Origin of the sequence: Streptomyces sp. P13-3-3 (assembly GCF_050571355.1) — a bacterium.
GTDB lineage: Bacteria > Actinomycetota > Actinomycetes > Streptomycetales > Streptomycetaceae > Streptomyces > Streptomyces althioticus.
In genome coordinates this window covers 4,970,045-4,996,859 of sequence record NZ_CP192228.1, presented here as the reverse complement: position 1 = coordinate 4,996,859, position 26,815 = coordinate 4,970,045, and the positions used below count along the sequence as shown (strand labels likewise).

20 protein-coding genes and 1 riboswitch are annotated in these 26,815 nt (G+C 72.1%); of the genes, 7 read left to right on the top strand and 13 right to left on the bottom strand.

What is annotated here, in order from left to right; translation table 11 throughout:
- Nucleotides 1-51: 51 nt before the first annotated feature.
- A complete protein-coding gene (locus tag ACQZOG_RS22800) occupies nt 52-2,961 on the bottom strand; it encodes a GNAT family N-acetyltransferase (protein WP_203549995.1) in 2,910 nt (969 codons plus the stop codon).
- A gap of 176 nt (nt 2,962-3,137) precedes the next feature.
- Between ACQZOG_RS22800 and ACQZOG_RS22795 the strand changes: the two genes are divergently transcribed.
- Nucleotides 3,138-3,419: an HPr family phosphocarrier protein gene (locus ACQZOG_RS22795; RefSeq protein ID WP_030235221.1), complete on the top strand. Its 282-nt coding sequence runs from the start codon at nt 3,138-3,140 to the stop codon at nt 3,417-3,419.
- A 135-nt stretch (nt 3,420-3,554) separates the two neighbouring features.
- On the opposite strand, the gene ACQZOG_RS22790 is transcribed toward ACQZOG_RS22795, so the two are convergent.
- The 4 genes from ACQZOG_RS22790 to ACQZOG_RS22775 form a co-directional block, all read right to left on the bottom strand.
- Nucleotides 3,555-4,259 (bottom strand): GntR family transcriptional regulator, encoded by a 705-nt coding sequence (locus ACQZOG_RS22790; RefSeq protein WP_033277865.1) that lies wholly within the window; start codon nt 4,257-4,259, stop codon nt 3,555-3,557.
- Between the two features lie 200 nt (nt 4,260-4,459).
- Entirely contained in the window at nt 4,460-5,233 is a 774-nt protein-coding gene (locus tag ACQZOG_RS22785) for a M23 family metallopeptidase (protein ID WP_033277866.1), read from the bottom strand.
- 12 nt (nt 5,234-5,245) lie between these two features.
- A riboswitch (cyclic di-AMP (ydaO/yuaA leader) is annotated at nt 5,246-5,411 on the bottom strand.
- A gap of 203 nt (nt 5,412-5,614) precedes the next feature.
- On the bottom strand, nt 5,615-7,003 hold the full coding sequence (locus ACQZOG_RS22780) for a M16 family metallopeptidase (protein ID WP_033277867.1): 1,389 nt from the start codon (nt 7,001-7,003) through the stop codon (nt 5,615-5,617).
- Nucleotides 7,000-8,382, bottom strand: coding sequence for a M16 family metallopeptidase (locus ACQZOG_RS22775; protein ID WP_033277885.1), 1,383 nt, complete (start codon nt 8,380-8,382; stop codon nt 7,000-7,002). The genes ACQZOG_RS22780 and ACQZOG_RS22775 overlap by 4 nt, the downstream gene beginning before the upstream one ends.
- A gap of 735 nt (nt 8,383-9,117) precedes the next feature.
- Here ACQZOG_RS22775 and ACQZOG_RS22770 point away from each other — a divergent pair.
- Nucleotides 9,118-11,571 carry a DNA gyrase/topoisomerase IV subunit A gene (locus ACQZOG_RS22770; protein ID WP_037642036.1) on the top strand — a complete coding sequence of 818 codons (2,454 nt, stop codon included), beginning with the start codon at nt 9,118-9,120 and terminating at the stop codon, nt 11,569-11,571.
- On the opposite strand, the gene ACQZOG_RS22765 is transcribed toward ACQZOG_RS22770, so the two are convergent.
- A complete protein-coding gene (locus ACQZOG_RS22765; protein ID WP_230229300.1) occupies nt 11,568-12,635 on the bottom strand; it encodes a CobW family GTP-binding protein in 1,068 nt (355 codons plus the stop codon). The two genes, ACQZOG_RS22770 and ACQZOG_RS22765, sit on opposite strands and share 4 nt — an antisense overlap.
- Before the next feature lie 319 nt (nt 12,636-12,954).
- Between ACQZOG_RS22765 and ACQZOG_RS22760 the strand changes: the two genes are divergently transcribed.
- A complete protein-coding gene (locus ACQZOG_RS22760; protein WP_033277870.1) occupies nt 12,955-13,512 on the top strand; it encodes a DUF6082 family protein in 558 nt (185 codons plus the stop codon).
- A gap of 1 nt (nt 13,513) precedes the next feature.
- Here the strand turns inward: ACQZOG_RS22760 and ACQZOG_RS22755 are convergent, their stop codons facing one another.
- The gene (locus ACQZOG_RS22755; RefSeq protein WP_051724681.1) at nt 13,514-13,783 is read right to left on the bottom strand and encodes a hypothetical protein; all 270 of its coding nucleotides are present in this window, start codon (nt 13,781-13,783) and stop codon (nt 13,514-13,516) included.
- A gap of 241 nt (nt 13,784-14,024) precedes the next feature.
- On the opposite strand from ACQZOG_RS22755, the gene ACQZOG_RS22750 reads away from it, so the two are divergent.
- The 3 genes from ACQZOG_RS22750 (at nt 14,025) to ACQZOG_RS22740 (ending at nt 17,380) form a co-directional block, all read left to right on the top strand.
- Nucleotides 14,025-14,966, top strand: a complete 942-nt coding sequence (locus ACQZOG_RS22750) for a sucrase ferredoxin (RefSeq protein ID WP_230229299.1) — start codon at nt 14,025-14,027, stop codon at nt 14,964-14,966.
- Between the two features lie 63 nt (nt 14,967-15,029).
- Nucleotides 15,030-16,703, top strand: coding sequence for an ATP-binding protein (locus tag ACQZOG_RS22745; RefSeq protein ID WP_037642030.1), 1,674 nt, complete (start codon nt 15,030-15,032; stop codon nt 16,701-16,703).
- On the top strand, nt 16,700-17,380 hold the full coding sequence (locus tag ACQZOG_RS22740; RefSeq protein ID WP_430741754.1) for a response regulator: 681 nt from the start codon (nt 16,700-16,702) through the stop codon (nt 17,378-17,380). Before ACQZOG_RS22745 ends, ACQZOG_RS22740 begins: the two co-directional genes overlap by 4 nt.
- Nucleotides 17,381-17,480: 100 nt before the next feature.
- On the opposite strand, the gene ACQZOG_RS22735 is transcribed toward ACQZOG_RS22740, so the two are convergent.
- From ACQZOG_RS22735 to ACQZOG_RS22725, 3 genes are all read right to left on the bottom strand, one after another.
- A complete protein-coding gene (locus ACQZOG_RS22735) occupies nt 17,481-19,073 on the bottom strand; it encodes a solute symporter family protein (protein WP_033277875.1) in 1,593 nt (530 codons plus the stop codon).
- A complete protein-coding gene (locus ACQZOG_RS22730; protein WP_033277876.1) occupies nt 19,070-19,534 on the bottom strand; it encodes a DUF485 domain-containing protein in 465 nt (154 codons plus the stop codon). The genes ACQZOG_RS22735 and ACQZOG_RS22730 overlap by 4 nt, the downstream gene beginning before the upstream one ends.
- Before the next feature lie 148 nt (nt 19,535-19,682).
- A complete protein-coding gene (locus tag ACQZOG_RS22725; RefSeq protein WP_033277877.1) occupies nt 19,683-21,809 on the bottom strand; it encodes a DNA gyrase/topoisomerase IV subunit B in 2,127 nt (708 codons plus the stop codon).
- Between the two features lie 439 nt (nt 21,810-22,248).
- On the opposite strand from ACQZOG_RS22725, the gene ACQZOG_RS22720 reads away from it, so the two are divergent.
- Complete coding sequence (locus ACQZOG_RS22720; RefSeq protein WP_033277878.1) at nt 22,249-22,476, top strand: DUF7455 domain-containing protein; 228 nt, start codon at nt 22,249-22,251, stop codon at nt 22,474-22,476.
- A gap of 436 nt (nt 22,477-22,912) precedes the next feature.
- Here the strand turns inward: ACQZOG_RS22720 and ACQZOG_RS22715 are convergent, their stop codons facing one another.
- The 3 genes from ACQZOG_RS22715 to ACQZOG_RS22705 all read right to left on the bottom strand — a co-directional run bounded on the left by ACQZOG_RS22715 (nt 22,913) and on the right by ACQZOG_RS22705 (nt 26,749).
- A complete protein-coding gene (locus ACQZOG_RS22715) occupies nt 22,913-23,755 on the bottom strand; it encodes a S1 family peptidase (RefSeq protein WP_033277879.1) in 843 nt (280 codons plus the stop codon).
- Nucleotides 23,756-23,909: 154 nt separating this feature from the next.
- Nucleotides 23,910-25,439, bottom strand: a complete 1,530-nt coding sequence (locus ACQZOG_RS22710) for an RNA polymerase sigma factor (protein ID WP_037644166.1) — start codon at nt 25,437-25,439, stop codon at nt 23,910-23,912.
- 428 nt (nt 25,440-25,867) lie between these two features.
- Nucleotides 25,868-26,749 carry a FadR/GntR family transcriptional regulator gene (locus ACQZOG_RS22705; RefSeq protein WP_063833290.1) on the bottom strand — a complete coding sequence of 294 codons (882 nt, stop codon included), beginning with the start codon at nt 26,747-26,749 and terminating at the stop codon, nt 25,868-25,870.
- Between the last annotated feature and the right edge of the window lie 66 nt (nt 26,750-26,815).

Genomic DNA, 26,815 nt, shown 5'->3' with positions numbered 1-26,815 from the left:
GTGGCCCATCCTACGGGTGGCCACCGACTGCGAGGCACCGCTCGCCCCGGGTCAGTACGCGGGGAGCGTCCGGGGCCCGAGGTCGTCCCGGGCGGGCGGCGGCGCGAGACGTACGGAGGCGCCGAGGACGCTGACGCCGTGCGGGGCGACGACGACCGGCTCCAGGGTGACCGCGACGACCTCCGGGTGGTCGTGGACCAGGCGGGACACCCGCAGCATCAGCTCCTCCAGCGCGGGGGTGTCGACGGGCGCCGAGCCGCGCCAGCCGAACAGCAGCGGGGCCGTGCGGATCGACCGGACCAGCGAGGTGGCGTCCCGGTCGGTGACCGGGATCAGGCGGTGAGCCATGTCGCCGAGCAGCTGGGAGGCGGCCCCCGCGAGCCCGAACGACAGCACGGCGCCGGCCGCGGGGTCGATGACCGCGCGGACCACGGTGTCCACCCCGCGGGGAGCCATGCGCTGCACCACGGGGCGCAGCTCCTCCGGGCTGCCGAACAGCTCGGTGAGCTCGGCGTACGCCCGGCGCAACTGCTCCTCGTCGGCGAGGTCGAGGCGGACGCCGCCCAGGTCGGCGCGGTGCCTGAGGTGCGGGGCGGTCGCCTTGAGGGCGACCGGGTGACCGAGGGCGCGGGCGGCCTCGGCGGCGGCGTCGGGGGTGGGCGCGGGCAGCGCGCGGTGGACGTGGACGCCGTAGGCGGCGAGCAGTTCGCAGGTGGCGTCGGTGGTGAGGGACAGGCCCTGGCCGCGGGCGAGCAGCCCGTCGATGAGGGTGGCGGCGCCCCGCTCGTCGATGTCCTCGTACTCGGGCACCTTGCCGGGCTCGGCCGCGTCCCGCCGCCACTGCCCGTACGCCACGGCCTGCGCGAGCGCCCGGACGGCGCGCTCGGCTGCGGGGTAGGCGGGGAGGGGGTGGGTGCCCTCGGGGGGTGCGTCGTCGGGGCGTGCGTCCTCGGGGCGTGCGTCCTCAGGGGACGGTGCAGGCGCGCCCTTGTCGTCCGCCGTGGCGCCCTCGTCCGCCGTCGGGCGGGGTTCCGCGCGCTCCCCCGTGCGGGGGGCCGGGTCGGGGCCGGAGGCGGCGCCGGGCTGGGGCGCGGTGCTCGTCGCGGCGGACAGCGCCTCCGCGAGGCCGCCCAGCTCGACGTGGACGACGAGGACCGGCTTGGTGGGCCGCTCGGCGGCGGCCGAGCGCAGCGCCTCCGCCAGGGCCGCGTCACCGACCGAGCCCTCGCCCACCGAGGGGATGGCGGTCACGACGACGGCGTCGGAGGAGTCGTCGGCCAGCGCGCGGGAGAGCGCGGCGTGGAAGTCGGCCGCGGAGGCGGCGGTGGTGAGGTCCTGCGGCGGATGCGGGCGCAGCCCCTCGGCGAGGCAGGCGTCGTAGGTGAGCAGGCCCAGGGACTCGGAGTTGCCGAGGATCGCCACCCGGGGTCCGGCGGGGAGGGGCTGGCGGGCGAGCAGCAGGCCCGCGTCGACCAGGTCGGTGATGGTGTCCACGCGGATCACCCCGGCCTGGCGCAGCAGGGCGGAGACCGTGGCGTGCGGCAGCTGGGTCGCGCGGACGGCATGCCCGCGCGGTCCCGCCCCGTGGCGCGCGCCCTGCACCACGACCAGCGGCTTGGCGGCGGCGGTGCGGCGGGCGAGGCGGGTGAACTTGCGGGGGTTGCCGATGGACTCCAGGTACATCAGGGCGACGTCGGTGTCGGCGTCCTCGTACCAGTACTGCAGGACGTCGTTGCCGGAGACGTCGGCGCGGTTGCCGGAGGAGACGAACGTGGACAGGCCGGTGACGCCGGTGACGCCGCCGCCGCGCCGGTGCAGGCGGGACAGCAGCGCGACGCCGATGGCGCCGGACTGGGCGAACAGGCCGATGCGTCCCGCGCGGGGCATCTCGGGGGCGAGCGAGGCGTTCAGCCGCACCTCGGGCGCGGTGTTGATGACGCCGAAGGAGTTGGGTCCGATGATCCGCATGCCGTAGCTGCGGGCCTGCCGGACCAGGGCGCGCTGGCGGTCCCTGCCCTCGGGGCCGGACTCGGCGTAGCCGGCGGAGACCACGACGAGGCCCTGGACGTCGTGCTCGCCGCACTCGGCGACGACCTCGGGGACCCGTTCGGCGGGCACCGCGACGACCGCCACGTCCACGGGCCCGTCGATGTCGCGCACGGAGCGGAAGGCGGGTACCCCGTCGAGCTCCTTCTGTCCCTCCGGCAGCGCGCCGTTGACGGCGTAGAGGCGGCCGGTGAAGCCGCCGTCGCGGATGTTGCCGAGGATGCTGCGTCCGACACCGCCGGGGGTGCGGCCGGTGCCGATGACGGCGACCGCGCCGGGGGCGAGGAGCCGCTGCACGGAACGGGCCTCCGCGCGCTGCTCGCGCGCGTACTGCACGGCCAGGGAGCGGTCGGTGGGTTCGAGGCCGAACTCCAGGCGGACGACGCCGTCCTCGAAGCTGCGCTTCTGGGTGTACCCGGCGTCGGTGAACACCTTGATCATCTTGGTGTTGGCGGGCAGCACCTCGGCGGCGAACCGACGGATGCCGCGCTCGCGGGCGACGGCGGCGATGTGCTCCAGGAGGGCGGAGGCGACGCCGCGGCCCTGGTGGGCGTCCTGCACCAGGAAGGCGACCTCGGCCTCGTCGGCCTCCGCGCCGGTGGCGGGCCGTCCGCCGGCTCCGATGCGGTCGTAGCGCACGGTGCCGATGAAGTCGTCGCCGACGGTCGCCGCGAGCCCGACCCGGTCGACGAAGTCGTGGTGGGTGAAGCGGTGCACGTCCTTGGCGGACAGCCGTGGGTAGGGCGCGAAGAAGCGGTAGTACTTCGACTCGTCGGACACCTGCTCGTAGAAGCTGACCAGGCGCTCCGCGTCGTCGGCGGTGATGGGGCGGATGCGCGCGGTGCCGCCGTCGCGCAGCACCACGTCGGCCTCCCAGTGGGCGGGGTACTCGTGGCGGTCCGACGAGGTCTGCATGGGCCCCAGAGTACGGCTCGCGTCCGGCGGCGGCGCGAGGCAGTCTGTGGTGGACGACCGCCGGGCCGAGGCCGCGGCCCGGCGGCCCGCGGGGGCGTCCCGGACGCCGCTCCGGGCACGCGCCACGATATGGAAGACTGGTCTAGACAACCCTGAACAGCGAAGGGCAGCAACACATGGCTGAGCGCCGCGTCAACGTCGGCTGGGCCGAGGGTCTCCACGCCCGCCCCGCCTCCATCTTCGTACGGGCCGCCACGGCCGCAGGCGTCCCGGTGACGATCGCCAAGGCCGGGGGCACCCCCGTCAACGCGGCCTCGATGCTGGCCGTCCTGGGCCTCGGCGCCCAGGGTGGTGAGGAGATCGTCCTCGCCTCCGACGCCGAGGGCGCGGACGCCGCCCTCGACCGTCTGGCGAAGCTGGTCTCCGAGGGCCTCGAGGAACTCCCCGAGACCGTCTGAACCGGAATTCGCACGCGACGGCCGTGCGACACGGAAAGGCCCGCCCGGTGATCCGGGCGGGCCTTTCTTTTTCCCATTTCCGGGCAGCAGAAATAGCCCCCGCCATGTGCGCCCTCTTTGTATACGGGATCCGTGTTAATGGCGGAGGCTCGGCATGTTTACGGGATGTTGCGAGTTCCTCACACGGTCCGTGCGGACGGCTCGCTCGGCGCCGGAGCCGAACCGCAGCCGGTGTCCGGAGTTCGCCTGCTCGGTGTGCAGCGCCGTGAGCGACCGCGCCCGTTCGCCGTCGCCGCGCGCCACGGCGTCCACGATCGCGCCGTGCTCCGCCCAGTACGCGACCGGGTCGGGCGGCCCGTCGACCGCGTACATCCAGGCGATCTTGTGCCTGAGCTGGGTCAGCATCGACGTCAGCGCCGGGCTGCCGGAGGCCTGGGCGAGCGTCTCGTGGAACCAGCCGCCCAGCGAGCGCAGGTCGTCGCTGCTGCCCTGACGTGCGCGTTCCTGTCCCAGCCTGACCAGGCCGCGGAGCACCTTGAGATGGGCGTCGGTGCGTCGCTGGGCCGCCCGGGAGGCGCCCAGGGGCTCCAGGAGCTGGCGCATCTCCAGCAGGTCGGCGGCCTCCTGCTCGGTGGGCTCGGCCACGCACGCGCCCGCGTGCCGACGGGTCACCACGAACCCCTCGGCCTCCAGGGTGCGCAGCGCCTCGCGGACGGGGACGCGGGAGACGCCGTAGCGGCGGGCGAGCAGTTCCTCGGTGAGCCGGCCCCCGCGCTCGTAGACACCGGCGACGATGTCGTCCCGGATCGCCGTGCACACCGAGTGCGCGGGAATACGCATGACCGACCTCCGGCTTAATCCCCGTGAAACGTCGACGATTGACGTCCGTTCGTGACTCTATTGCAATCGACGACATTTTCCGACGGCGGACCGGAATCCATACATAATTTTTGGACAGGCGGCGCCCGCGCGGAAGGGTTCGAAAACGGCGAAAGCCCCGGCTCGTGGGAGCCGGGGCCCGGAAGGCGTTAGGACGCGCCTCAGATGTTCACGCCGTGCGACCGGAGGTAGGAGACCGGGTCGAGGTCGGAGCCGTACTCGGCGGACATGCGCGCCTCGAAGTGGAGGTGGGCGCCGGTGACGTTGCCGGTGGCGCCGGACACGCCGATCTGCTGGCCGGCGGTGACCTCCTGCCCCGCCGACACGGAGACGGACGACAGGTGCGCGTACTGGGTGTACGTGCCGTCGTGCATCTTGATGACGACCTGGTTGCCGTACGCGCCGCCCCAGCCGGCCTCGACGACCGTGCCGACGCCGACGGACTGGACGGGGGTGCCGCTCGCGGCGTGGAAGTCGATCCCGGTGTGGCTGCCGGACGACCAGATGGCGCCGCCGCTCTGGTACGCGGTCGACACGTACGAGCCGGGGATCGGGGAGACGAAGGTGTTGAGGCGCTTGCGCTCCGCCTCACGCGCGGCGCGCTCCTTCTCGGCGCGGGCCTTCTCGGCCTCCTCCACCGCGCGCTCCCGGGCCGCCTCCTCGGCGGCCTTGCGCGCGGCCTCCTGGGCCGCCACGCGGGCGGCCTCGTGCTGGGCGGCGGCCTGGGCGTCGACGCGGTCGGCGACCACGTCGCCGAGGGTGACGACGGGGGTGAGGCCGGTCTGTGCCGCGGCCGGTTCGGCGGCGAGCGCGGGGGCCGCGAGGGAGCCGACGACGCCGGTGCCCGCGAGGGCCGCGACGCCCGCGGCGCGGGCGGTGCCGCGCTGGACGCGGCTGGGACGACGGTGCTTCCCGGTGGCGCGGGTGAACGCCATGTACAAGCTGGTCCTTTCCTTCCCTCTCGCCTACCGGGTTAGCTGACGGGTTCGGAGCAGGAAGGTCTCCTACGGACCCCCTCGCGACACGCGCGGGCGTCCGATTCACCCCAGGGACTTCGTGTGGGTCCCCGGCTCCCCTGGCTCGCGCCGTACGGGGACTCGGCGATGACTGTCCGGTGCCGCGGATGCGGCGCACTGCCCGACGAACAGCCCGCACGAAACTAAGCGGGACATCTCGCAATCCTCAAACGGATCCCGGGTTTTGTAGCGCATCCCACAGGGCAGACGGGCAACCTCCGCCCCAATTCGGGCATAAGGGAGCCCCGGTGACGTACCCGTCCACCGGGGCTCCCGCACGCGTGCGTCCCGTCGTCGGCCCTACTCGGCCGGGACGACGGTGACTTCGCCGATCCCCAGCGCCTCCACGGGCGCCTTGATCTGCGCGGCGTCACCGACGAGCACGGTCACCAGACGGTCCACCGGGAAGGCGTTCACGACGGCCGCCGTGGCCTCCACGGTGCCCGTCGCCGCCAACTGCCGGTACAGGTCGGCCTGGTAGTGGTCCGGCAGGTGCTGCTCGACCTGATCGGCCAGGGTGCTCGCGACGGCCGCGGCGGTCTCGTACTTGAGCGGCGCCACGCCCACCAGGTTCTGCACGGCGACGTCACGCTCGTCGTCGGTGAGGCCCTCGGCGGCCAGCGTGCGCAGCACGGTCCACAGGTCGTCCAGCGCGGGGCCGGTGTTGGGGGTGTCGACCGAGCCGCTGATGGCCAGCATCGACGCGCCGGTGCCGTCGGGGGCCGAGCGCAGCACCTGGCCGAACGCCCGTACGCCGTAGGTGTATCCCTTCTCCTCGCGCAGGACGCGGTCCAGACGGGAGGTCAGGGTGCCGCCGAGGCAGTACGTGCCGAGCACCTGCGCGGGCCACACCCGGTCATGGCGGTCCGGGCCGGTACGGCCGAGCAGCAGCTGCGTCTGCACGGCGCCGGGCCGGTCCACGATGACGACGCGGCCGGTGTCGTCCGCCACCACGGGCGGGACGGGCCGCGGCTGCGCCTGGGAGCCCGTCCAGGCGCCCAGGGTGTCGGCGAGCAGCGCGTCCAGGTCGACGCCGGTGAGGTCGCCGACCACCACGGCGGTCGCCGTGGCCGGGCGGACGTGCTTCTCGTAGAAGCCGCGCACGGCCGCGGAGTCGATGCGCTCGACGGTCTCCTCGGTGCCCTGGCGCGGACGGGACATGCGCGCGCTCGCCGGGAACAGCTCCTTGGCGAGCTCCTTCGCGGCGCGGCGGGACGGGTTCGCCAGCTCGTGCGGGATCTCGTCGAGGCGGTTGCGGACCAGCCGCTCGATCTCGCTGTCGGCGAAGGCGGGCGCGCGCAGGGCGTCGGCGACCAGTCCGAGCCCCTTGGCGAGCCGCGAGGCGGGCACCTCCAGGCTGAGGCGGACGCCGGGGTGGTCGGCGTGCGCGTCGAGGGTGGCGCCGCAGCGCTCCAGCTCAGCGGCGAACTCCTCGGCGGAGTGCTTGTCGGTGCCCTCGGAGAAGGCGCGGGCCATGATCGTGGCCACGCCGTCCAGGCCCTCCGGCTCCGCGTCCAGGGGCGCGTCGAGGACCACCTCGACGGCGACGACCTGCTGGCCGGGGCGGTGGCAGCGCAGCACCGTCAGGCCGTTGTCGAGGGCGCCGCGCTCGGGGGCCGGGAAGGCCCAGGGCTTGGCCTCGCCCGCCTGCGGCCGGGGGTGGAACTCCATCGTGGCGAGCTCGGTCACTTCGCCGCCTCCTCGTTCTCGTCGGCGCCGGCTGCGGCGGCTTCCTCGGTGTCGTCGGCGGCGTCACCGGCCGCCGGGGCGACGGGCTCGTAGACGAGCACGGCGCGGTTGTCGGGCCGCAGGCGCGCCTTGGCGACCTCCTGGACCTCCTCGGCCGTCACCTCCAGGACCCGGCTCACGGCGGTCAGGGCGAGCTGCGGGTCGCCGAACAGCACGGCGTAGCGGCACAGTTCGTCGGCGCGGCCGGCGACCGTGCCGAGCCGGTCGAGCCACTCGCGCTCCAGCTGGGCCTGGGCGCGCTCCATCTCCTCGGCGGTGGGGCCCTCCTCGGCGAACCGGGCGAGCTCCTCGTCGATGGCGGCCTCGATCACCGGCACCTCGACGTCGCCGGACGTCTTGACGTCCAGCCAGCCCAGGGACGGCGCCCCGGCCAGCCGCAGCAGGCCGAACCCGGCCGCGACGGCCGTACGGTCGCGGCGCACCAGGCGGTTGTAAATCCGCGAGGACTCGCCGCCGCCGAGGACGGTGAGCGCCAGGTCCGCGGCGTCGCTCGCGCGCGTGCCGTCCTCCGGGAGCCGGTAGGCGGCCATCAGCGCCCGCGCGGGGACCTCCTCCTCGACGACCTCGCGCAGTTCCTCCCCGATGATGTCGGGCAGCGAGCCGTCGCGCGGGGCGGGCTTGCCGTCGTGCGACGGGATGGAGCCGAAGTACTTCTCGATCCAGGCGAGCGTCTGCTCGGGGTCGATGTCGCCGACCACGGACAGCACCGCGTTGTTCGGCGCGTAGTACGTGCGGAAGAACTGGCGGGCGTCCTCCAGGGTCGCCGCGTCCAGGTCCGCCATCGACCCGATCGGGGTGTGGTGGTAGGGGTGGCCCTCCGGGTAGGAGAGGGCGGTCAGCTTCTCGAACGCCGTGCCGTAGGGGACGTTGTCGTAGCGCTGACGGCGCTCGTTCTTCACCACGTCCCGCTGGTTCTCCATGGACTCCTCGTCCAGGGCGGTCAGCAGGGAGCCCATGCGGTCGGCCTCCAGCCAGAGGGCGAGCTCCAGCTGGTGGGCGGGCATGGTCTCGAAGTAGTTGGTCCGCTCGAAGCTGGTGGTGCCGTTGAGCGAGCCGCCGGCGCCCTGCACCAGTTCGAAGTGGCCGTTCCCCTTCACCTGGGCGGAGCCCTGGAACATCAGGTGCTCGAAAAGGTGAGCCAGGCCGGTACGGCCCTTGACCTCGTGCCGTGAGCCCACGTCGTACCAGAGGCACACCGCCGCGACCGGGGTCAGGTGGTCCTCGGAGAGCACCACGCGCAGGCCGTTGGCCAGGCGGTGTTCGGTCGCTGTCAGGCCCCCGGAGCCTGCCTGGGCTGTGGCCGTGTGACCCATGGGCATGTACGTCCCTTCGATCGCGGAGGCGGTCGTCGTCGACACCGCCGTTTCTGCCGGTCCTGCCACTGTATGCAAGCGTGCGGACAGCCGGTGGAGTTCCCGGACCGGGCCGCTACGCCGAGAGCGAGAACCTGGTGGGGCGGGTGGTGTGAGGGGTGCGGGAGGTGTGGGAAGCGCACGGCGCGTGACGGGGGGTGTGCGCCGGGTCGCTCCCTGGGGTGCGCCGTCGTGCGCTGTCGGGGTGCGGGCGGGTGGGGGTGTGCGCCGGGGTGAGCCGCGGAGGGGGCGAGCCGTGCGCACGCGGGGGCGGTGCCGGCCCGGGGTGACCCGGCCGGGAGGTGGATGCGGTCTGCGGGGTGACCCCGCCGACGGGGTTGGGCGCGGTCCGCGGGGCAGGCGCGGGGGCTGCGGGGCGACCTCGCCGCGGGGTGGACGCGGTCCGCGGGGCAGGCGCGCGGGGGGGCCGCGGGCGACCTCGCCGAGGGGTGGACGCGCTCTGCGGTGCCGGCGCGCGGAGGGGTGGTGGCGGTCCGCGGGGCAGGCGCGCGGAGGGGTGGACGCGGGCCGTGGGGCGACCCCGCGACGTGCGCGGCGACGGAGCCGCGTAGCCTGCTCGCGCCGCCGTACCGTGCCGAACCGGGCGGCAGGACCCGGGTCCTGGTCCCGCCCTGTCAGTGCGAAGGTCCACAATGGTCCGCGTCAGATCCTGTCCCACGCGTCAGCAAGGAGCCGGCAGCGATGGCCCGCCGCAGCACGAAGACCCCGCCGCCCGACGACCCGTACGAGGAGAAGATCCTCGACATCGACGTCGTCGACGAGATGCAGGGCTCCTTCCTCGAGTACGCGTACTCGGTCATCTACTCCCGCGCCCTGCCCGACGCGCGTGACGGTCTCAAGCCGGTGCACCGCCGCATCGTCTACCAGATGAACGAGATGGGCCTGCGCCCCGAGCGCGGTTACGTCAAGTGCGCGCGCGTGGTGGGCGAGGTGATGGGAAAGCTGCACCCGCACGGCGACGCGTCGATCTACGACGCCCTCGTCCGCATGGCGCAGCCGTTCTCCATGCGCCTGCCCCTGGTGGACGGCCACGGCAACTTCGGCTCGCTGGGCAACGACGACCCGCCGGCCGCCATGCGGTACACCGAGTGCCGCATGGCCGAGGCCACGAGCCTGATGACCGAATCCATCGACGAGGACACGGTCGACTTCGCGCCCAACTACGACGGTCAGGAGCAGGAACCGGTCGCCCTGCCCGCCGCGTTCCCCAACCTCCTGGTGAACGGCGCCTCGGGCATCGCCGTCGGCATGGCGACCAACATGCCGCCGCACAACCTGCGTGAGGTCGTCGCCGCCGCACGCCACCTGATCCGGTACCCGAACGCCGACCTCGACGCCCTGATGAAGCACGTCCCGGGCCCCGACCTGCCCACGGGCGGCCGGATCGTCGGCCTCAACGGCATCCGGGACGCGTACGAGACCGGCCGCGGCACGTTCAAGATCCGCGCGACGGTGACCGTGGAGGACGTGACGGCGCGCCGCAAGGGCCTGGTCGTCACCGAGCTGCCGTTCACGGTGGGCCCCGAGAAGGTGATCGCCAAGATCAAGGACCTGGTGGGCTCCAAGAAGCTCCAGGGCATCGCCGACGTCAAGGACCTCACCGACCGCGAGCACGGCCTGCGCCTGGTCATCGAGGTCAAGAACGGCTTCGTGCCGGAGGCCGTGCTGGAGCAGCTCTACAAGCTGACGCCGATGGAGGAGTCCTTCGGCATCAACAACGTGGCGCTGGTGGACGGCCAGCCCCTCACCCTCGGCCTCAAGGAGCTGCTCGAGGTCTACCTCGACCACCGCTTCACCGTGGTGCGCCGCCGCTCGGAGTTCCGCCGCGGCAAGAAGCGCGACCGGCTGCACCTGGTCGAGGGTCTGCTCACGGCCCTGCTCGACATCGACGAGGTCATCCGCCTGATCCGCTCCAGCGAGAACTCGGCGCAGGCCAAGCAGCGGCTCATCGAGCACTTCTCGCTGAGCGACGTCCAGACGCAGTACATCCTGGACACCCCGCTGCGCCGCCTCACCAAGTACGACCGGATCGAGCTGGAGGCCGAGAAGGACCGGCTGAACGCGGAGATCGAGGAGCTGACCCGGATCCTGGAGTCGGACGCGGAGCTGCGCAAGCTCGTCTCGTCCGAACTGGCTTCGGTGGCGAAGAAGTTCGGCAACGACCGGCGCACGACGCTGCTGGAGTCGGCCGGCGCCCCGGCCACGGTGCCGCTTCAGGTGGCGGACACCCCGTGCCGCGTGCTCCTGTCGTCGACGGGTCTGCTGGCGCGCACCGCCGACGACCGGCCGCTCGCCGACGCCTCCGGCGGCAAGCGCGTCAAGCACGACGTGATCGTCTCGGCGGTCCCGGCGACCGCGCGCGGCGAGATCGGCGTGGTCACGTCGGCGGGCCGGCTGCTCCGGGTCAACGTGATCGACCTGCCCCAGCTGCCCGAGTCGATGCCGGTGCCGAACCTGTCGGGCGGCGCGCCGCTGGCGGAGTTCGTGTCCCTGGAGGACGAGGAACAGGTGGTGTGTCTGACCACGCTCGACGAGTCCTCGCCGGGCCTGGCGATCGGCACCCAGCAGGGCGTGGTCAAGCGCGTGGTGCCCGACTACCCCTCCAACAAGGAGGAGCTGGAGGTCATCACCCTCAAGGAGGGCGACCGGATCGTCGGCGCGGCCGAACTGCGCACGGGCGAGGAGGACCTCGTCTTCATCACCGACGACGCGCAGCTGCTGCGCTTCCCGGCCTCCATCGTGCGTCCTCAGGGTCGTCCGGCGGGCGGCATGACGGGCATCAAGCTCGGCGAGGGCGCGAAGGTCATCAGCTTCACGGCGGTCGACCCGGCGGCGGACGCGGTGGTGTTCACCGTCGCGGGCTCGCGCGGCACGCTGGACGACTCCGTCCAGACGACGGCCAAGGCGACCCCGTTCGACCAGTACCCGCGCAAGGGCCGGGCCACCGGCGGCGTGCGCTGCCAGCGGTTCCTGAAGGGCGAGGACTGCCTGTCCTTGGCCTGGGCGGGCCCCGTCCCGGCGCGCGCGGCGCAGAAGAACGGCACGGCGGTGGACCTCCCGGAGATCGACCCGCGCCGCGACGGGTCGGGCGTGTCCCTGGGCAAGACGGTCGCCGTGGTGGCGGGGCCGGTCTAGGCCGCGGGGTCCTCGGCCTCCTGGACGTAGCGCAGGACGCCCCACATGCCGGCCTCGTCGTCGGTGTGTGGGGCGCCGTCGCTCACACACCCCTCCAGCCCGGCGCTCAGGGCGGCGGTGTCGAGGCCGGTCCCGATCAGCACGAGCTGCGTCGCCCGCCCGGCGCCGGCCGGCCACGGCTCCGGGTAGAAGCGCAGGAAGCGGCCGACGGCGTGCACGGCGTACCGGTTGCGCACGTCGTACGGGCCGAAGTCGACGTACCCCTTGATGCGGTAGAGCCCGGCGGGCCTGCTGTCGAGGAAGGCGATGAGGCCCCGGGGGTCGAGCGGGCGCCCGGACACGAAGGAGAGGGTGTCGTACCCGGCGTGCAGATGGGAATGGGCGTCGTGCTCCTCGCCGTCCCGGTGGAGGTCGTCGAAGGACAGTTGCCCGACGCGCTCCTCGCCCGGCCGGCAGTCGAAGAGGAACTCGGGGTCGACCCGGCCGTGCGTGGCGGGCACCACGGCCGCGCGGTCGACGAGGTCCCCGACCGTCTTCAGCACGGGCTCCGGGTCGTCCACCCGGTCGGTCTTGTTCACGACCACGAGGTCGGCGAGCGCCAGATGCCGGTCGATGCCGGGGTGCGCGGCCCGGGTCTCGTCGAACTCGGCGGCGTCGACGACCTCGACGAGGCCGCCGTACACGATGTTCGGCAGCTCGCTGGCGAGCACCATGCGGACGAGCTCCTGCGGTTCGGCCAGTCCGCTCGCCTCGATGACGATGACGTCGAGGCCGGCGGAGGGGCGGGCGAGCCGCTCGAGGTACTCGTCGAGCTCACTGGCGTCGACGGCACAGCAGAGGCATCCGTTGCCGAGCGAGACGGTCGAGTCCCCCAGGGCGCCCGCGACCGCCATGGCGTCGATCTCGACGGCCCCGAAGTCGTTCACCACCGCGCCGATACGGCTGCCGCCGCTGCGGTGGAGGAGGTGGTTGAGCAGGGTGGTCTTCCCCGACCCGAGAAATCCGGCCAGTACGACCACCGGAATCTGCCGCCCGCCGCCCGGCCCGCTGCTCCGCTCCGACACACGACCCCTCTCACACCTGTGCGCACACCGGCTCGCTGACGGCGTGCGCACGGACGAACGACTGACGGTCCAGGATACGAGTACCCGTAACGACCCCGAAGTGAACGATTGTTAGCAGCATTCACGGGGCAGACGTCTGGCAAGGCGCCGGATTGTGCGACCCTCGCTTCCCTCCGTGCGCCTCCTCTCCGCCTTCCCGCCGATCAGAGCCGCTCGGCACCCTGGAAGGCGGCAAGCGCCGCCCACCGCTCGCCGGTTCCCTGAAGTCGACCCACCACCCGACGACCGGCGGACGGCGGCCTGATCGGGGGTATTTGACATGGGCACAAAAAGCGTGGGGCTGCGGAAGCTGCAATCCGCCACCGCAGCCGGTCTGGGGATGGTTGCAGGGGTAATCGCTGCGGTGGCGGCACATCGGGGCACGTTGGACGCGATCAATCGGCGGCTGGAGAAGTTGGAGGAGCAGTCCGACAACCAGCAGTGGAGCAACCGGGCTATGCAGCAGCGGCTGCACTGGGAACTACTGAGCAAGGCAATCGACGACCCCGACCTCGCAGAGGTACTCGACCTCTACGAGGTGCCTGTCACCGAACGACAGCGCCGCCAGTATCTCTTCGCGAACGCGCTGTACACCAACCTGCTCTGGAACCACCGCATGGGTAACTACACCCTGGACGAGTTCTTCAAGCACGCCAGAGGCATATTCCAGAATCCGGTCGCCAGAGAGTACTGGGAAGCGACGCGACACCAGCGCGACAGCCTGGAGGGGACGGAAGAGGCCGAACTCGGCAACCTGATCGACGACCTGCTCTTACGACTTGATGAGGCAGACACCGAGGAATGGTGGGTGGTAGGAGAGCCACCCACCGATACCTGAGCTACGCGTCCGGGATGTCGGCCTTCGCCTTGACCAGGGTTTCTCTGGTGATCACAACGATGCGCTCGTAGTCTGCACGTGCCGCGTCAGCGGGAAGTTGAGATTCCAGTGAGTCTGTGACGTCCGTACCGATGACAGCGAAATTGCCATCGGCCAGCTCAAATAGGTCGGGGCAGGTAGCACCGCTGGCACTGCCCCGAAGACGCGGAGCGACGCCGAGGCGCCGGACGATCTGACTCACTGAATTCCTCTGTTCTCTTGACAGGAGCATCTGCGCTCGCTAGCGCGCGACGCGCGATCATATCCAACCAGGATCTCCACGTACAGGAGCGCGAGACACGGGAAGTCACCCGACAAGCTGAGTCCGACTTAGTCGACGGACGGGGTTTTCAGGTCGAAGAATCGATACTCCGCACAATTCCGGCGGCAAGCCTCGAATGGCGGACGAGGCACGCCAGTGCCTCGGTGGGCCAACAAGGCACCCAAGCGCAGCTCAGGTTAGGCTCACCTGTGTGAGTAGCACGTGCTCTACCGCCTCCCGCGCGCTCCACGAGCCCGTCGCGGGGACCGCGGCCACCGCGCGGACCTGGCTTCTGCTGGAGCAGCCCGGCCCGTGGGGGGCCAAGGCGCTCACGTCCAGCCACCTCGATCCCGCCCTGGGCCGCGCCCTGGAGGCCGCCGCCAAGGGCACCGGCGTCCGCATCGCCCTCATCCGGCGTCCCGGACGCCACGCGGACAGCCGTATGCCCGCCACGCGCCGCGTGTACGTCGCCCACACCGTCCCGGGCAACGTCGGGCTGCACTCCGCGGCCACCACCGACCCCGCCCGCCTGCTCGACCTCGACTTCGCGGCCCTCGGCCGCGGCGAGACGGGCAGCTTCGACGCGGTGCTGGGCGGCGCGCCCCACACCGGCGGCCCCCTCGCTCTCGTCTGCACCAACGGCAAGCGCGACCGCTGCTGCGCCCTGCTCGGCAGGCCCCTCGCGGCCGAGCTGGCCTCCTCCGGCGTCGAGGGCGTCTGGGAGGTCACCCACCTCGGCGGTCACCGCTTCTCCCCCACCGTGCTGGTGCTGCCGTACGGCTACGCGTACGGGCGGGCGGAGGCGCACGCCGTCAAGGAGGTGCTGCACGGCGTGCAGGAGGGGCGCATCGTCACCGAGGGCTGCCGTGGCGCCTCCGCGTGGGAGCGGCCCGGCCAGGCGGCCGAGCTGGCCGTGCGGCGCGCAGTGCGCGAGGACGCCGCGCAGGCGCTGAGCGTCGTACGGACCGAGGGCGAGGCCCCCCGCTGGGAGGTGACGGTCGCCCACGTGGACGGACGGCGGTGGCGCGTCGAGGTCGCCCAGGGCGCGTCCCTGCCGCCCCGCCCCGAGAGCTGCGGCTCCGCGCTCGGCTCGCCCGCGCGGATGGACGTCCTCGACGTGCGTGCCCTCACCCCCGCGTCCCTGGCCCGCTGACCCTCACGAGAACCCGGTCACACCCACTACGGCGCCCGCGCCTCCCCCACGTACCGTCGGGGCATGACCCCCACGACCCCCGCTCGCCGTCTGCGCCTCGGCCTGCCGCGGCGGGTGTTCTCCCAGGTCCTGCTGATGCAGGTGGCGATCGCGGCGGGCGTCGCCGTCCTGGCGACCGGACTGTTCCTCGCGCCGCTGGGCGAGCAGCTCGACGACCAGGCGATGCGCCGCGCCCTCGCGATCGCGCAGACCACCGCACAGCAGCCGCAGATCGCCGAGGACCTGCGCGCCACGGAGCCCACGCCCGACGGGCCGGTGCAGCGGGAGGCGGAGCGCATCCGGCGGGCCACGGGCGCGGAGTACGTGGTGGTGCTGGACCACAGGGGCGTGCGCTGGTCGCACACCGACCCGGAGCGGGTCGGCGGCCTGGTGTCCACCGACCCCGGTGAGGCGCTGGCCGGCCGCGAGGTCATGGAGATCGACGAGGGCACCCTGGGCCGTTCCGCGCGCGGCAAGGTCCCGCTGCGGGACGCCGACGGCGAGGTGATCGGCGCGGTCTCCGTCGGCATCGCGTACGACAGCGTCCGCGCGCGGCTGGTCCACGCCATCCCGGGGCTCCTCGCCTACGCGGGCGGCGCCCTGGCGGTGGGTGCGCTCGCCGCCTGGCTGATCTCCCGGAGGGTCCAGCGGCAGACCCGTGACCTGGCCTTCTCCGACATCGCGGCGCTGCTCGCGGAGCGTGAGGCGATGCTGCACGGCATCCGGGAGGGTGTCGTGGCCCTGGACCGCGACGGGCGTGTCCGTCTGCTGAACGACGAGGCGCAGAGGCTGCTGGGCATCGGCGAGGAGGCCGTCGGCAGCTCGCCGGACGAGGCGCTGGGCACGGGCCGCACGGCCGACGTGCTCGCTGGACGGGTGACCGGCACCGACCTCCTCACGGTCCGCGGACAGCGGGTGCTGGTCGCGAACCGTATGCCGACCGACGACGGCGGCGCCGTGGCCACCCTGCGCGACCGGACCGAGCTGGACCAGCTGGGCCGGGAGCTCGACTCCACGCGCGGGCTGATCGACGCGCTGCGCGCCCAGGACCACGAGCACGCGAACCGCATGCACACCTTGCTGGGGCTGCTGGAGCTGGAGATGTACGAGGACGCGGTGGAGTTCGTCGGCGAGGTGGTGGGCGACCACCGGGCCACGTCGGAACAGGTCACGGAGCGGATCCGGGACCCGCTGCTGGCGGCGTTGCTGGTGGGGAAGGCGACGGTGGCGGCCGAGCGCGGGGCGACCCTGCGGCTGTCGGACCGGTCCCGCCTGCCGGACCGGCTGGTCGACCCGCGCGGGCTGGTGACGGTCGTGGGCAACCTGGTGGACAACGCGCTGGACGCCGTCGCCGGTACGCCCGACGCGCGCGTGGAGGTCGAGTTGCGCGCCGAGGGCCGTACGGCGGTGCTCGTGGTGCGGGACACCGGGCCCGGCGTGCCGCCCGAGCGGCGCGAGCTGATCTTCACGGAGGGCTGGTCCACCAAGGAGCCGCCCGGCCACCGTGAGCGGGGCATCGGGCTGCCGCTGGTGCGCCGGCTCGCGCACCGGCACGGCGGCGACGCGCGCGTGGACGAGGCGCCGGGCGGGGGTGCCGAGTTCACGGTCGTCCTGCCGGAGGCGCTGACCGAGCCGGAGCCGCCGGCGGCCCTCACCACAGCCGCGGCACGGTCCGCCGGACCTGAGGAGACACGGTGATCGAGGTCCTGGTCGTGGACGACGACGTTCGGGTGGCGCGGGTCAACGCGGCCTACGTCGACAAGGTGCCCGGCTTCCACGCCGTCTCCCCGGCGCACAGCGCGGCCGAGGCGCTGGAGCGGGTGGAGGCGCTGGAACGGGTGGATCTCGTCCTCATGGACCACTACCTGCCGGACGAGACGGGTCTGGACGTCGTCCGGGAGATGCGGCGGCGCGGCCATCTGGCCGACGTGATCATGGTGACGGCGGCCCGGGACGTGTCGACGGTGCAGGCGGCGATGCGGCACGGCGCGCTGCAGTACCTGGTCAAGCCGTTCGCCTTCGCCGGGCTGCGGGGCAAGCTGGAGGCGTACGCGCGGCTGCGCCGCACGCTGGACGGCGGTGGCGAGGCGGAGCAGGCGGAGGTGGACCGTATCTTCGGCGCGCTGTCGGAGGCGAGCGAGCCGCAGTTGCCCAAGGGGCACTCCCCCACCACGGCGGACCTCGTACGGCGCTCACTGACGGGCGCCGAAGGGCCGCTGTCGGCCCAGGAGATCGCCGAACGCACCGGGGTGAGCCGCCAGACCGCCCAGCGCTATCTGAAGCTTCTGGAGCGCACGGGACGGGCCACGCTGACCCTGCGGTACGGGGACGCGGGCCGCCCGGAGCACCGTTACGTGTGGGCGACCCGCGCCTGAGGCACGGCCCAGGGGGCGGGGGAAGGAACCGTGCCCTCCTCCCATACGGATGCCGGCGCCGTACGTCTCCGCTCCGCCGTCGTCTTCGCCCCGCCGTCCGTCAGGCCGCGCCCGCGCCCGTCAGTGAGCGCACCTCGGTCTCGGCGTGGCGGGCCTCGTCGGGCACCTCGGTGGAGGTGACCGTGCCGAGCCAGCCGGCGAGGAAGCCCAGCGGGATGGAGACCAGTCCCGGGTTCTGCAGCGGGAAGACCTGGAAGTCGACGCCGGGGAACAGGGAGTCGGGGCTGCCGGACACCACCGGGGACAGCAGCACCAACACCACCGCCGGGATCAGACCGCCGTAGACGGACCACACGGCGCCGCGGGTGGTGAAGCCGCGCCAGAACAGCGAGTAGAGCAGCACGGGCAGGTTCGCGGAGGCGGCGACGGCGAAGGCCAGGCCGACGAGGAACGCGACGTTGAGGTCGCGGGCCAGCAGGCCGAGGGCGATGGCGACGACTCCGATGCCGACGGCGGCGACGCGCGCGACGGCGACCTCGCTGCGGGGCTTGCCGCCGGGGCGGCGCAGGGAGGCGTACAGGTCGTGGGCGACGGACGCCGAGGAGGCGAGCGTGATGCCGGCGACCACGGCGAGGATGGTGGCGAAGGCGACCGCGGCGACGACCGCGAAGAGGACCGTGCCGCCGGTGGTGCCGGCGCCGCCGCCCAGGTCGAGCGCGAGCAGCGGCACCGCGGTGTTGCCCGACGCGTGCGAGGCGCGCACCGCGTCCGGGCCGATGAGGGCGGCGGCGCCGAAGCCCAGCACGATGGTCATCAGGTAGAAGCCGCCGATGAGTCCGATCGCCCAGACCACGGACCGCCGGGCGGCGCGCGCGGTGGGGACGGTGTAGAAGCGGGACAGGATGTGCGGCAGGCCCGCCGTGCCGAGCACCAGGGCGAGTCCGAGGCTGATGAAGTCGAAGCGGGCGGTCCAGTCGCCGCCGTAGGCGAGGCCGGGGGCGAGGAACGCGTCGCCGTGGCCGCTGCGTTCGGCGGCGGTGTGCAGCAGGCGGTTGACGTCCCCGTGGAAGCGCAGCAGCACGAGGACGGTCAGAGTGATCGTGCCGCCGAGCAGCAGGACCGCCTTGACGATCTGGATCCAGGTGGTGGCGCGCATGCCGCCGAGCGACACGTAGATCACCATGAGGGCGCCGACGCCGACCACGGTCCAGGCCTGCACGGCCTCGCCGGTGCCGCCGAGGAGCAGCGCGACGAGGCTGCCCGCGCCGACCATCTGCGCCACCAGGTACAGCACGGACACGGCGACGGAGGAGGTGCCGGCGGCGATGCGCACCGGCCGCTCCCGCATCCGTGCGGCGACCACGTCGGCGAGCGTGAACCGGCCGCAGTTGCGGACCAGTTCGGCGACGAGGAACAGCACCACCAACCAGGCCACGAGGAAGCCCACCGAGTAGAGCATGCCGTCGTAGCCGACGAGGGCGATGAGTCCGGAGATGCCGAGGAAGGAGGCGGCCGACATGTAGTCGCCGGCGATGGCAAAACCATTTTCCATCGGCGAGAAGAGACGGTTGCCCGTGTAGAACTCCTCGGCGGAGCCCTGCCGGTGGCGGCTCACCCAGGTGGTGATGATCAGGGTGACGGCGACGAAGGCGCTGAACAGCAGCAGGGCGGTGGTGCGGTGGTCGGTCGTCATGCCGCGCCGCCTCTGCCTCGGGTCAGCTCCTGGGTGTCCCAGCGCAGTTCGAGCGCCGCGCGGTCGCGCCGCAGCCGGGCGTGGCGGACGTAGGCCCAGGTGAGCAGGAAGGTGGTGAGGAACTGGCCGAGTCCTGCGAGCATCCCCACGTTCACCGCGCCCGCGACGGGGCGCGCCATCAGTCCGGGGACGGTGGTGGCGGTGACGACGTACGCGACGTACCAGAGGAGGAAGGCGACGGCTCCCGGGACCACGAACCGCCGGTAGCGGCGGCGTACTTCCTGGAAGGCCGCGCTGCGCTGCACCTCGAGGTAAATGTCGGCCGCCGCCGAGGGCGCGGCCTCCGGTTCGGGCCGGGCCGGCGGCAGGGCCACGGCCGCGGCCGATTCACCCCAGCCCGAGGCCAGGGCGTCGTACCAGGGATCGTCGTAGCTCACGTCCCCCGCATTGCTTCGCTGCATGCCCAAGGATGGACAGAACGGGAAGTTCCCTGACTCTTCTTCCCGTACTGCTTCACCCCATCAGGTGACCGGGGCGTGCACGTACCCGGAAGGACGGCTAAGGGGCGCCGTCCCGGTACGGAACGGCGCCCCTCGGGCTCGTGCACTCCTAGGCGTCGATGCGGGAGCGGTCCAGCGTGGCCGCGGAGCTGGAGATGAACTCCTTGCGCGGCGCGACGTCGTTGCCCATGAGGAGGTCGAAGACCTGCTCGGCGGCCTCGAGGTCGGTGAGGTTGATCCGGCGCAGGGTGCGGTGGCGCGGGTCCATCGTGGTCTCGGCCAGCTGGTCGGCGTCCATCTCGCCGAGGCCCTTGTAGCGCTGGATCGAGTCCTTGTAGCGGATGCCCTTGCTCTGCAGCTCCATGAGCTTGTCCCGCAGCTCCCGGTCCGAGTACGTGTACACGTACTTGTCCTGGCCCTTCTTGGGCTGGACGATCTCGATCCGGTGCAGCGGGGGCACGGCGGCGAAGACCCGGCCGGCCTCGACCATGGGCCGCATGTAGCGGTGGAACAGGGTCAGGAGCAGCGTGCGGATGTGGGAGCCGTCCACATCGGCGTCGGTCATCATGATGATCTTGCCGTAGCGCGCCGCGTCGATGTCGAAGGTCCGGCCGGACCCGGCTCCTATGACCTGGATGATGGCGCCGCACTCGGCGTTCTTGAGCATGTCCGTGACGGACGACTTCTGCACGTTGAGGATCTTGCCGCGGATCGGCAGCAGCGCCTGGAACTCGGAGTTCCGGGCGAGCTTCGCCGTGCCGAGCGCGGAGTCGCCCTCGACGATGAACAGCTCGCTGCGGTCGACGTCGTCGCTGCGGCAGTCGGCGAGCTTGGCGGGCAGCGAGGAGGACTCCAGGGCCGTCTTGCGGCGCTGCGCGTCCTTGTGCTGACGGGCCGCGATGCGCGTACGGGCCGCGGCGACGACCTTCTCCATGACGACGCGGGCCTGCTGGGCGGCGTCCCGCTTGGTGGAGGTCAGGAACCCCTTGAGCTCCTTGGAGATCACGTTGTTCACGATGCGGCGGGCCGCGGAGGTGCCGAGCACCTCCTTGGTCTGCCCTTCGAACTGGGGTTCGGCGAGGCGGACCGTGACCACCGCGGTGAGACCCTCGAGGGCGTCATCCTTGACGACGTCGTCCTCGGCCACGCGCAGCATCTTCTTGGTGCGCAGGACCTCGTTCATCGTCTTGGCGACGGCCTGCTCGAAACCCGCGACGTGGGTGCCGCCCTTGGGGGTGGCGATGATGTTGACGAACGACTTGACCGTCGTCTCGTAGCCGGTGCCCCAGCGCAGCGCCACGTCGACGCCGAGCTCACGGGTGACCTCGGTGGGCGTCATCTGACCGTGCTCGTCGAGGACCGGGACCGTCTCCTTGAAGGAGCCCTGCCCGGTGAAGCGGAGCGTGTCGCAGATGGGCCGGTCGGAGGCGAGGAACTCGCAGAACTCGGAGATGCCGCCGTCGAAGCGGAAGGACTCCTCGCCCTTGCTGCCGCCGTCGCCGAGTCCGTACTCGTCGCGGACGACGATGGTCAGGCCGGGTACCAGGAACGCGGTCTGCCGGGCGCGCGCGTGCAGGTTGTCCAGGTTGAGCTTGGCGTCCTTGAGGAAGATCTGCCGGTCGGCCCAGTAGCGCACGCGGGTGCCGTTGCGGGTCTTGGGGATCTTCTTGGCCTTGCGCAGGCCGCTCTTCGGCTCGAACTTCGCGTCCGGGCCGAGGGCGGAGAAGGCGCCGGGGACGCCGCGGCGGAAGCTGATCGCGTGGGTGTGGCCACCGCGGTCGACCTCCACGTCGAGGCGCGCGGAGAGCGCGTTCACCACGGAGGCGCCGACGCCGTGCAGACCGCCGGAGGCGGCGTAGGAGCCGCCGCCGAACTTGCCGCCGGCGTGCAGCTTGGTCATGACGACCTCGACCCCGGAGAGGCCGGTCTTGGGCTCGACGTCGACCGGGATGCCTCGGCCGTTGTCCTTGACCTCCACCGAGCCGTCGTCGTGGAGGACGACCTCGATGCGGTCGCAGTAGCCGCCGAGGGCCTCGTCCACGGCGTTGTCGATGATCTCCCAGAGGCAGTGCATCAGGCCACGGCTGTCCGTGGACCCGATGTACATACCGGGGCGCTTGCGCACGGCCTCGAGCCCCTCGAGGACGAGCAGGTGCCGCGCGGTGTAGTTGGAACCGTCCCGGTCTGCTCCTGCCAGCAGCGCTGTGGACGACGGCACGGACGTCTCGGCGGTCACGCGGTTCGCTCCTCGCTGAATTTCAGATGGGGCCCTCGTGGGTAAGGGCGCGGCTTGGTTCACCGGTGAGAGGGTACCGAGGCCTGGTAGAGCCGTTGTAACGCCACCCTCGTCTCGGTCCCACCCTAGTCGAGAGTCGCATGGGTGTTCGATCCCTCGATGGAGTGAAGCACACATCACGTTCCCATCGAGGCATGAACCATTTAGGCTCCGGGCACGTCCTCATGAACAACCGGCAACCCAGCCGGGAGGGCCGACCACCGATACAACGCGAATCCGTACGACACAGAGACACGCACTACGGCACATTCGCCGCCAACCGGCAGCAGCCGGCCGCCTCGGAGATTTTTTTCGAGGAAAAGCCTCGAGCGGGAACGTTTTGGGGCTGGTTGGATGTTGACCCTGGTACGACAGCTCGTCGAGCTAGAGAAGAGGCGACGTGACTACTGTTCTGACCCCCGCGAGCCCGCTGACGGCCGCCGATCGCTGCGACCGCTGCGGCGCCCAGGCTTACCTGCGCGTCGTCCTGCTGAGCGGTGGAGAACTGCTCTTCTGCGCCCACCACGGTCGCAAGTTCGAGCCGGAACTCAAGAAGATCGCCGCTGAGATACAGGACGAGTCGGAGCGGCTGACCGCTCCGAAGGCCACTCCTGACGAGGAGCGCTGAGACTTCGCGTCCGACGACGAGCAGCCAGTCCGGCACAGGCCGGCGAACGGGCGGCGTCCTCCCCCACGGAGGACGCCGCCCGTCTGCGTTCACGCTGCCGTTGAGACAGAGTGTGAGGGCGCTGCGCGCCCGGTGCGCAAGGCGGCCGGGCGTGACCGTGCCGGCAGTGCGTCTCCGAGCCCACTGCGGTGCCGACCGAGAGGTCGCCGGCGCGGCTGCCCCGCGACGCTCTGATCCTTTGCACGCCCCGCGGCAGGCGCCGGGAGCTCGCCGTACGTCATCGGGCGGGCCCCTGCCTCATCGGGCGAGGCCCCTCTGGCGGCGGGGACGGCTCTCCGGGTGCCGCAGATGCCGCTCACACGTCCCGGGCCGCGCCCGCCGGGGGATTCCGGCGGGGCGAGACCCGTAAGCCCCACAGCGGCTGCCGAACCCCCTCTCAGCCCTGGTCCGCCGCAGGCCACCCCAGCGTGTCCAGGACGTCCGAGATGCGGGTGTAGACCCCCGGGCTGCCCGCCCAGCCGCAGCCCGCTCCCCAGGAGACCAGGCCTATGAGCCGCCCCTGGGCGACCAGCGGCCCCCCGCTGTCCCCCTGGCAGGCGTCCCGGCCCCCGGCCACCTCACCCGCGCACAGCATCGTCTCGGCGCGGTAGGTGCCGTTGGAGCCCCCGGAGTACGCCTTCTCGCACAGGGCGTCGGGCTGCACCCGTACGCGCGACCCGTGCAGGCTGCCGGCGTAGCTGCCGGAGCCGGTGGTGTCCCCCCAGCCGTAGACCGTGGCGGGCGTGCCCGCGCGGTACGCCGTGTCGCCCGATCCGGCCATGCCTATGACCGAGGCGGCCGGGAGCGGCTCGGCCAGGCTGAGCACGGCGAAGTCGCCCGAGTTGGTCTCACCGTCGTAGTCCGGGTTCACCCAGACCTTGCGCACGGCGACCTCCTGGCCGCTTGCCGAGAGCAGCTCGGTCCGCCCGGCTATGACCTTCAGGTCGCGCACCCGCTCCGGGGAGGCGCCGAGCACCTCCCGGTCCATGCAGTGGGCGGCGGTGAGCACCGTGGTCCGTCCGACCGCCACACCCCCGCAGAACTGCCCCGCCCGCGTACCGCCGAACCGGTCACGGCTGGAGAGCGCCACGGTGTACGGGCTCTGTGACACATCGACGGGGAAGCCGCCGACGACGATGCTGTCGGCGGCCACCGGAGCGGCCGAGGCCAGTGGTATGACGGTCCCCGCGGCCACGAGGGTCAGCGGCCGGGCCAGGGCCCTGGCAAGTCGACGTCGCATGCACGCTCCTCACACTGGAGTGAACCTTGGACACCCACAGTGAGGGAGACGGTCACCGTACGCACCCGCGCGACAGCCTGAAGGCCCGGCCCCTCGGAGGGGGCCGGGCCTTCACGGACAGCGACGCGCGACGGGCCGTCGCGGCGGCGACGTCCTAGTCGAGGTAGTCGCGCAGCACCTGCGAACGCGACGGGTGACGCAGCTTCGACATGGTCTTCGACTCGATCTGACGGATCCGCTCACGCGTGACGCCGTAGACCTTGCCGATCTCGTCGAGGGTCTTCGGCTGACCGTCGGTGAGACCGAATCGCATGGAGACGACGCCCGCCTCGCGCTCCGACAGGGTGTCGAGCACGGAGTGCAGCTGCTCCTGCAGCAGCGTGAAGCTGACGGCGTCGGCCGGGACGACGGCCTCGGAGTCCTCGATGAGGTCACCGAACTCGCTGTCGCCGTCCTCGCCCAGCGGGGTGTGCAGGGAGATGGGCTCGCGGCCGTACTTCTGGACCTCGATGACCTTCTCCGGGGTCATGTCGAGCTCCTTGGCCAGCTCCTCCGGGGTGGGCTCGCGGCCCAGGTCCTGGAGCATCTGGCGCTGGACGCGCGCGAGCTTGTTGATGACCTCGACCATGTGCACCGGGATGCGGATGGTGCGGGCCTGGTCGGCCATGGCGCGGGTGATCGCCTGACGGATCCACCAGGTGGCGTACGTGGAGAACTTGTAGCCCTTGGTGTAGTCGAACTTCTCGACCGCACGGATCAGACCGAGGTTGCCCTCCTGGATGAGGTCCAGGAACAGCATGCCGCGGCCGGTGTAGCGCTTGGCCAGGGAGACCACCAGACGGAGGTTGGCCTCCAGCAGGTGGTTCTTGGCCCGGCGGCCGTCCTCCGCGATGATCTCCAGCTCGCGCTTCAGCTTCGGCGCCAGCTTGTCGGCGTTCGCCAGCTTGTCCTCGGCGAACAGGCCCGCCTCGATGCGCTTGGCGAGCTCGACCTCCTGCTCGGCGTTGAGCAGGGGGACCTTGCCGATCTGCTTGAGGTAGTCCTTGACCGGGTCGGCGGTGGCGCCCGCGGCGGCGACCTGCTGGGCCGGAGCGTCGTCCTCGTCCTCGTCGGACAGCACGAAGCCAGCGTTCTCGGTGCCCTCGGGCTCGTCCGCGGCCTTGGGCTCCTCGAGGACCTCCTCGTCGACCAGCTCGGCGTCGTCCTTCTTGCCCGTGGTCTTCTTCGCGGCGGTCTTCTTGGCCGTGGTCTTCTTCGCCGCCGTCTTCTTGGCGGTGGTCTTCTTGGCGGCGGCCTTCTTCGCGGGCGCCGCCTCCTCCTCGGCGGCTGCGTCGGCGGCCGGGGCCGCGGACGCGGCGGCGGTGGCCTTCCGGGGGGTCGCCGTCTTGGCCGCGACGGTCTTGGTGGCGGTGCGCTTGGCGGGACTCTTCGCTGCGACGCTCTTGCGGGTGCGCTTGGGCTCTGCGGCACTGACCATCAGCGTCACACCCTCTTCCTCGAGGATCTGGTTGAGGCTGCGCAGTACGTTCTTCCACTGAGTGGCCGGAATCTGGTCAGCTTCGAAGGCCCGACGCACGTCATCGCCGGCGATCTGCCCCTCAGCCTTTCCCCGCTCGATGAGCGCCATGACAGAGACGGACTCGGCGATCTCCGGCGGGAGCGTACGGGATGTGCTGGCCGACACGAACAACCTCTCGGAACGTTGGAAAACGGCTTCCGGCCCCGTCCACAGTGGACAGGGGCCGACCGCCGGCTTGGGGATGGGCCGACGGCGCGGGCGGGGGCCGGGAAGATGCACAGCGCCATGAACGGCGTCCGTATTCCCTCCGCGGCTGTCACCTCTTAGGTCATCGCGTTCTTCCCAGGAGCGTTACGCCCATTCCGCGTGGCCCGAGTCACACCCCGTAACCAGTCAAAACCTGGCAGATGATGACAGAAGTGTGCACCACGGGTGAGGCGGTCGCCGCCCCGGGGCCGGAGTAGGTCTTTCGTACCGTCGGACCCCGCGGAACCGTCGACGGCTCCGCAGGGTCCGACGGGGGACGGCCCACGGACGCGACTCTGCCACAGGAGGGGGGTGGCAGGCCGGACCGCGCCGTCGGGGAAATGCGGTCAGTGCTCGCGCGGGGCGGGCACCACGCGCTCGACCTCGGGGTGGACCGTGAGAAGTTGCCGCATGGCCGCCTCGGCCGCGGCGCCGTCGCCGCCGGCGAGCGCGTCCACGATCCGGGCGTGGTGGGCCAGCGAGGTCTCGTTAGGCCGCTCACAGCCGGTGACCGGGCCGCCCGAGACGTGGAGCGCGGCGGACACGATCCCGGACAGGTGCTCCAGCATCCGGTTGCCGGCGACCTGGATGAGCAGGGAGTGGAACTCGTTGTCGGCCCGGGCGAAGGTCAGCGCGTCGCCCTGCCCGAGGGCGTGCCCCATGATCTCCACCATGTCGGTCAGCCGCTGCTGGACGTCCTCCCGGCCGTGCCCGGCGGCCAGGCGCGCGGCGAGCGGCTCGATCGTCCAGCGCAGCTCGCTCAGTTCCCGGCGCTGGTCGTCCCGCTGCGGTCCGTACGCCCGCCACTCGATGATGTCCGGGTCGAGAAGATTCCAGTCGCTGACCGGACGCACCCGCGTGCCCACGTTCGGCCGGGCGCTGACCAGGCCCTTGGCCTCCAGGACGCGGAGCGACTCGCGGACGACGGTACGGGACACCTCGAAACGCTGGCCGATCTCCTCGGGCACCAGCGGGCGGTCGGCGCCCAGGTCCCCGGAAACGATCATCTGTCCCAGCTGCTGGACGAGTTGTCCGTGCAGCCCGCGTCCGCGGCTGCCCGCGGTCCGCCGGCCCACGCGGCCCAGATCCGGCTCCGCCGTGTCCCATCCGGTGCCCCGGTCGGTGCCGGGCGCCTCCGCGTACGGGTAGCGGTCGAGTTCGCCCGGGGTCGCGAGGCCGGAGTCGGCGGAGCGGGCGGCGGTCATCATGGTGTGCGCAAGGGTACTCACGCATCCTTTGTCGGCGCCGGTTCCAACTCCCTTGAGGTCTTTGGTGAAAAGCACACGAAAGGGTGA